The organism is Plantactinospora alkalitolerans, assembly GCF_015690345.1.
Classification (GTDB): Bacteria; Actinomycetota; Actinomycetes; order Mycobacteriales; family Micromonosporaceae; genus Plantactinospora; species Plantactinospora alkalitolerans.
Window position 1 is genome coordinate 21,470 of the sequence record NZ_JADPUN010000101.1, and the last position, 6,897, is coordinate 28,366.

The 6,897-nt window shown below is 69.5% G+C and carries 6 protein-coding genes and 1 pseudogene; 6 read left to right on the plus strand and 1 reads right to left on the minus strand.

The features are described 5' to 3' along the window. Positions 1-51: 51 nt before the first annotated feature. The 3 genes and pseudogenes from I0C86_RS08520 (at position 52) to I0C86_RS08530 (ending at position 2,500) form a co-directional block, all read left to right on the plus strand. Positions 52-1,380: a transcriptional regulator gene (locus I0C86_RS08520; RefSeq protein ID WP_196200670.1), complete on the plus strand. Its 1,329-nt coding sequence runs from the start codon at positions 52-54 to the stop codon at positions 1,378-1,380. Between the two features lie 46 nt (positions 1,381-1,426). After that, complete coding sequence (locus I0C86_RS08525) at positions 1,427-1,957, plus strand: NUDIX hydrolase (RefSeq protein WP_196200671.1); 531 nt, start codon at positions 1,427-1,429, stop codon at positions 1,955-1,957. 155 nt (positions 1,958-2,112) lie between these two features. Next, positions 2,113-2,500, plus strand: a pseudogene (locus tag I0C86_RS08530) (Uma2 family endonuclease). A 57-nt stretch (positions 2,501-2,557) separates the two neighbouring features. Here the strand turns inward: I0C86_RS08530 and I0C86_RS08535 are convergent. After that, positions 2,558-2,965, minus strand: coding sequence for a RidA family protein (locus I0C86_RS08535; protein ID WP_196200672.1), 408 nt, complete (start codon positions 2,963-2,965; stop codon positions 2,558-2,560). A gap of 70 nt (positions 2,966-3,035) precedes the next feature. On the opposite strand from I0C86_RS08535, the gene I0C86_RS08540 reads away from it, so the two are divergent. The 3 genes from I0C86_RS08540 (at position 3,036) to I0C86_RS08550 (ending at position 6,742) form a co-directional block, all read left to right on the plus strand. After that, positions 3,036-3,647, plus strand: a complete 612-nt coding sequence (locus I0C86_RS08540; RefSeq protein ID WP_196200673.1) for a TetR/AcrR family transcriptional regulator — start codon at positions 3,036-3,038, stop codon at positions 3,645-3,647. Between the two features lie 202 nt (positions 3,648-3,849). Beyond that, positions 3,850-5,286: a TldD/PmbA family protein gene (locus I0C86_RS08545; protein WP_196200674.1), complete on the plus strand. Its 1,437-nt coding sequence runs from the start codon at positions 3,850-3,852 to the stop codon at positions 5,284-5,286. 61 nt (positions 5,287-5,347) lie between these two features. Then, positions 5,348-6,742 (plus strand): TldD/PmbA family protein, encoded by a 1,395-nt coding sequence (locus tag I0C86_RS08550; protein ID WP_196200675.1) that lies wholly within the window; start codon positions 5,348-5,350, stop codon positions 6,740-6,742. The last annotated feature ends 155 nt before the right edge of the window (positions 6,743-6,897 follow it).

Genomic DNA, 6,897 nt, shown 5'->3' on the forward strand with positions numbered 1-6,897 from the left:
AATGCCACACGGCTACCCTGTGCTAATCCTTCTCGAACAGGCTGGTGCGAAATGGAGCCGAACACCCTGCTTGACGCACTCCTGGATGAGGCCGGCATGTCTCGTGCCGGATTTGCGGCCCGAATCAACCGGGCCGGGCAGAGCAACGGACGGATCACGCGGTACGACCACACGTCCGTGAGCCGATGGATGAACGGACAACGACCCCGTGCCCAGGTCCCCGAGATCATCTGTGAGCTTCTCAGCGAACGTCTGTCGCGGCGAATCACCCTCGATGACATCGGCATGGGACGCCCGGACGCCTCGCACCTCGCACCGCTCACCGGCTTCATCGCGCGAGCCACCGCGCTTTGGCGTTCAGACCAGGAACGTGCGGATCCCACCGACACACCAGTCATCACCGGGATGCGCGCGATCGCGCCGGTCTGGGAATGGGAAAACCCACCTGAGGACCGGGATGTGTCCAGACCAGCAGGTCCTCGCGTTGATGCCGGCGACATCGCCATGCTGCGGACGGCCCGAACCCACTACGAATCGATGTACCGGCAGGTCGGGGGTGTCGCCACCAGGGCGCGCGTGGTGAGGTTCCTGATGGAGCACGCGGCGCCTCTGCTACGCGGCTCCTACAGCGATCAGACGGGCCGCAACCTCTTCCGGGCCACCGGTGGGCTGGCCGCCATCGCCGGGATCTGCGGGTACGACTCGGATGCTCAGGGCCTCGCACAGCGCTACTTCCATCAAGCGTTACGCCTGGCCAAGGCGTCCAGCGACCGCCGGTTCGGCGGATATGTCGTTGCCCTGCTGGTCAACCAGGCGGTATTCCTCAGGGACTACCGACAGGCCATCGCGTTCGCCGAGGCGGGCCTGCGTACCGCCGGGCCCCATATCACTCCAGCGCTCAAGACCGATCTGTACGTGATGCAGGCGAAAGCGTTCGCCGGCCTGAAGGCCGTCACGGACGCACACCGCTGCATGACGCTTGCCGAACAGACCGCGACGCTCATTCGCCGTGAAGACGAGCCACCGGAGACGGAATACATGCAGCCCGGCCTCGTGGAAGCGCAGCTTGCCGAAGCACTCACCAGCCTGGGGGAGCTGACACCGGCCCGGAAGTATGCCGAGGAGGCGGTTCGCACAGACACCCATCCCCGGGGACGGGTCCACCGGATGGCAACGCTCACGACGGTGGAACTCAACCGAGGTGAGGTGGAGCGCGCTGCGGCCTCTGCGGTACGGATGGTTGACCTTGCCGGTGGCATGGAGTCCCGGCGGCTGCGAGACCGGTTCGACCACCTTCGTAGGCGTCTAACCCAGCAACGTACCGCCGTGGCGGCGGAGGCCGTCGAGCGAATCGAAGAGGCGCTGTCGGTTCCGCTGTAACCTGGCCGGCAACCCGACGTGCGACGAGAAGGGCGGTCGGCGGCAGATGCGGTGGACGAACCTTGGCGAGCACACCGTCTACGAGAACAAGTGGCTGACGGTGAACCTCGCCGATGTGGAGCTGCCCGACGGCAAGCACCTCGACCACTTCGTGATCCGGCAGCGCCCGGTCGCTCTCTGCGCCGCCGTGAATACTCAGAACGAGGTGCTGCTGTTGTGGCGCCACCGGTTCATACCCGACACCTGGGGCTGGGAACTGCCTGCCGGCGTCGTCGATGTCAACGAGACGACCGAGCGAGCCGCTGCACGCGAAATGCTCGAAGAGACCGGCTGGCGGCCAGGCCGACTGGAGCACCTCATCACGGTCGAGCCGTCCAACGGGCTGTCCGACGCACAACATCACGTGTATCTGGCGGACGGCGCCGAGTACGTGGGCGAGCCAGAGGACTACTTCGAATCCGAAAAGCGGGAGTGGATCCCCGTCGCCCGAATTCCCGACATGGTCGCAGGTGGCGAGATCCGCTCGGCAAATGCTGTCGCGGCACTTCTGGTACTCCACCACCGGCTTCGCTCGTAGCCGTCGGGGTGCACGTCGACGACTGACTCGTCCCGTACCAGCCGCCCAGTGACCGAGTGTAATTCCTGCGTGTCCGACCGCTGTGCCAGACTGGCGCAGTACGGGGCGGAGGCGACCCGGCTCAGACAGCGGCAACCGAGTAGTCGGAGGTGACCATGACCGCGGCGGTTTTCGGCCACGGCGGACCGTGGACCGAAGAGGAATACCTCGCCCTCGGCGAGACCCGGAACCGCGTCGAACTCTTCGACGGGAGCCTCTAACTTCGACGAACTCGTCATCGACGGTGCGGCGGTCCGGCTGGTCTGCGAGATCATCTCGCCGAGCAATGCCGCGACCGACCAGGTGCTCAAGATGCACTACTACGCCACCGCCCGGATCCCGTGGTACCTGCTGGTCGAGCAGGAGAGTGGCACGCTACGGCTGTACCGCCTCGACGGCACCCACTACGTCGAACGCGCGGTGGCCAAGGCTGGTGACACACTGCGGCTCACCGAGCCGGTCGCGGTGGAAATCCGGCCGGAGACGTTGCTACCCGAGCGCTGACCTCCCGTCCTCTCGTACTGCCACGGACCTCCGTACGCCTCGGGCCCGAGGTCCGTATCAGTCGAGGACGGCGGTGGCCTCGACCTCGACCAGCAGGTCCGGCTCGGCCAGCGCGGCGATCCCGAGCAGGGTGATCGGCTTGACCGGGTCGACCCCCAGCTTCGCGGCCGCCCGGGCCACGCCCTCGCCCAGCAATGGCATCTTGTCGAGGGACCAGTCGACGACGTAGACGGTCAGTTTCGCCACGTCGTCGAACGAACCACCGATCCCCGCCAGGGCCGTGCCGATGTTCAGGTATGCCTGCTCCACCTGGGCGGCCAGATCGCCCTCGCCGACCGGGTTCCCATCGGCGTCGCGAGCCACCTGCCCTGCCAGGAACACCAGCCTCGATCCGGTGGCGATCGACAACTGCCGGTACACCTCGGGTTTCGGCAGTCCGTCCGGGTTGACCAGTTCTACGGCCACAACCACTCCCTAGATCGAGAACACAGGATCGAGCGCGTCTAAACATAGCATTGCTATGTAATGTGGTTGCATGGTCAGAACGAAGGACCCTGCGGTTCGAGCCCTGCTGATCGAGCGGACCGCGCAACTGCTGCGCGCCCGGGAGCCGGTCACGCTGCGGGCGATCGTCGCGGGTACCGGCGTGTCGACCATGGCCGTCTACACGTACTTCGACGGAATGAACGGCTTGTGGCAGGCGACGCGTCAGGAGGGGTTCACCCGCCTGACCGCCAGGCTCGGGGCGGTCACGTTGTCGGCAGACCCGGTACGAGACCTCGCCGCCCTGGGGGCCGCATACCTGTCCAACGCCCTGGCCAACCCCGATCTCTACCGGGTCATGTTCGACGTCGGCTTCGAACTGGAGGATCCGGCAGCCGCCGACGGAACGCTGGACTGCCTGCTACGCGCCGTCGAGCGGGCCAAGGACATCGGACGGTTCCGTTCCGACGTCGACGCCCTGGCGCTGGCCACCCAGAGCTGGGCAGTCGGCCACGGACTGGTGTCCCTGGTCGCCACCGGTCCCCTACCGCGCCAAGCGCTCGACCACGGCGCACCCATGCTCACCGCCCTGTTCATCGGTTGCGGCGACGACCCGGACACCTGCCGCCGGTCGGTGAGGCTCGGCTGGCACCTCGAGCCGTAACCCGAAACGAATCCAGCCTGCCAGGAGCCGGTCGCGGTGGAAATCCGGCCGGAGAGCCTGCTACCCGGGCGCTGACCCCGGCTCCTCGCATAAGGTCGTTCCATGATCGGTTGCCGGTTCCGGCGGTCGGTCGCGCCGTGCCGATCCGGTCCCGCCGGTTCGTCCGACGGCGGAATGGCCACGAGCGCAGCGAGGAGAGCCGATGACCGAGTTCGACGTGGCGACGGCGGCGGTCCAGGCGGCCCTCGACGCCGGGGCCCGGTACGCCGACGCGCGGGTGATGCACCGCCGCTACGAGTCGATGTCCGCCCGCAACGGCGAGATCGAGTCCGTCGCCCAGGACGAGAGCGCCGGGGTCGGGGTACGCGCGCTGGTCGGCTCGGGCTGGGGCTTCTACGCCGTACCCGATCTCTCCGAGCCGGCGGCCCGGACGGCGGGGAATCGGGCCGCGCGGATCGCCGCCGCCAGCGGCCGGGTCGCCGGTCCCGGCAGCACGCTCGTGCCGACGCCGGCCAGCACCGGTTCGTGGAGTTCCCCGTGCGCCGTCGACCCGCTCTCGGTACCGCTGTCCGACAAGGGCGACCTGCTGGTCCGGGCCACCCGGACGTCCCGGGAGCACGGTGCCGACCAGGCCGAGGGGCTGTACCAGATCTGGGACACCCGCAAGTGGTTCGTCTCCAGCGAGGGGCACCGGATCGACCAGCACATCCGGGAATGCGGTGCCGGGATCTCGGCCACCGTGATCGGCGACGGCGAGACCCAGCGGCGTTCGTACCCCAGCTACCGGGGCCAGTACGGCACCCAGGGCTGGGAGCTGGTCGACTCGCTCGACCTGACCGCGCACGCCGGCCGGATCGCCGAGGAGGCCCGCGAGCTGGTCACCGCGCCGCTCTGCCCGGCCGGCGAGACCACGCTCATCCTCGGCGGCGAACAGATGGCGTTGCAGATCCACGAGTCGGTGGGCCACGCGATCGAACTGGACCGGATCCTCGGCTGGGAGGCGGCCTTCGCCGGCACGTCCTGGTTGGACCTGGACCAGCTCGGCGTCCTGCGGTACGGCTCCGAGCTGATGAACATCACGATCGACCCGACGATCCCGGGCGCGCTGGGCAGCTTCGGCTTCGACGACGAGGGCACCCCGGCTACCCGGCGCGACGCGGTCCGGGAGGGTCGCTGGGTCGGTACCCTGGCCGGGCGGGACTCGGCCGCCGTCGCGGGCCTGGAGTACGCCGGCAGCGTCCGGGCCGACGGCTGGGCCCGGTTGCCGATGGTACGGATGACGAACGTCGGCCTGGAGCCCGGTCCGCACACCCTGGACGAGATGATCGCGGCAACCGACGACGGCGTACTGATGGACCTGAACCGCTCCTGGTCGATCGACGACAAGCGGCTCAACTTCCAGTTCGGCTGCGAGATCGGCTGGGAGATCAAGAACGGCCGGCGGGGCCGGATGCTGCGCAACCCGACCTACACCGGGATCGGCCCACTCTTCTGGCGGTCGATGGACATGCTGTCCTCGGAGAGCGTCGCCTGGGGGACGCCGAACTGCGGCAAGGGCCAGCCGGGACAGGTCGGCCACACCGGGCATCCCGCCGCGCCCGCCCGGTTCACCGGCGTCCGGGTCGGAGTGCGCGGATGAGCGCCGCGAGGACGCGGATGAGCAACCCGGCACGGATGAACGTGCGGGAATGGAGGCAGCGATGACGTCCCCACTCGACCTCGCTGGTCAGGTCGTCGACCTGGTCCGGCAGGTCGCCGGGCCCGGTGCGCAGGCGGAGGTCGGCACCGAGCGGGCGGACCTGGCGCTGACCCGGTTCGCGAACTCCTTCATCCACCAGAACATGGGCGAGGCCGCCACCTCGGTACGACTGCGGGTGCACCTCGACGGCCGGACCGCCAGCGGGTCGTCCACCGTGGTCACCTCGGCGGGCCTGCGCGACCTCGTCGAACGTACCGTCGCGGCGGCCCGGCACTGCCCGCCCGACCCGAGCTGGCCGGGTCTGGCCCCGCCGGCGGAACCGGACGGCACCGGCAACTGGGACGACTTCACCGCCTCCGCGACCGCCGACCAGCGGGCCGAGCGGGTACGGGAGTTCGTCGAAGCCGCCGGCGGCCTGGAAACGGCCGGCTACTGCCGTACCGGCCGTCGGGAGGGAGCCTTCGCCAACAGCGCCGGACACACGGTCACCGGCCGGAACACCGAGGCCGCGATGGACGGTATCGCCCGGTGTGGCGGCGCCGACGGAGTCGCCCGGCTCAGCTCGTTCCGGCTCGGAGACCTGCTCGGCGGGGTGCTCGGGGGCCGGGCGTCGGTGAAGGCACGGGCCGGTGTCGCACCCGTCGAACTGGCACCCGGGCGCTACGAGGTGGTGCTGGAGTCGACCGCCGTCGCCGACCTCCTCCAGAACCTCGCGACCTACGGGTTCAACGGCAAGGCGTACAACGAGCAGCGGTCCTTCGCCGTACCCGGCACCGCGCAGTTCGACCGGTCGGTCACCCTGGTGGACGACGCGCTGGCCGGCCCGGCGCTGCCCTTCGACGCGGAGGGCACTCCCCGGGTTCCGGTCGCACTGGTCGAGCGCGGCGTGACCACCGCCGTCGCGCACGACCGGCGAACCGCCGCCGAGGCCGGCGCCGGAGCCGCCTCCACCGGGCACGCGGTGCCGGGCGGCGCCGCGACCGGGGCGGTACCGCTGCATCTGCGACTTGAACCGGCACCGTCGCACAACGGCCTGACCAGGGCGAGTGAGGTATCCGGCCCGGTCGTCGACTCGGACACCGCCGCGCTGGTCGCCGAGGTGCGCCGGGGACTGCTGGTCACCGACCTCTGGTACACCCGGGTACTCGATCCGAGGAGCCTGGTCGTCACCGGGCTGACCCGCAACGGCGTCTGGCTGATCGAGGACGGCGAGGTCGCGGCGGCCGTACAGAACTTCCGGTTCACCCAGTCCTATCCGCAGGCGCTCGCGCCCGGTGCGGTCCTCGGAGTGGGCCGGCACACCGCCCTGCAGTCCCAGACCTTCAGCAGTGCCTGGTGGTCGGCGCCGCCGTTGCGGTTGGCCTCGTGGAACTTCACCGGCGGCGCCTCCGGCTGACCGAGCGGACGCCGTGATCGTCGATGTGCCGCGCGGCGGGAACGGGATGTCCTGATTGTCAGGGTGTCACGATTGTGGGGATGCCCCGGTCGCGCGACGGTGCTTGACTGTGGGGCGTGACGGACGACGCGACCACCCCCGCCGAGGACGACGCG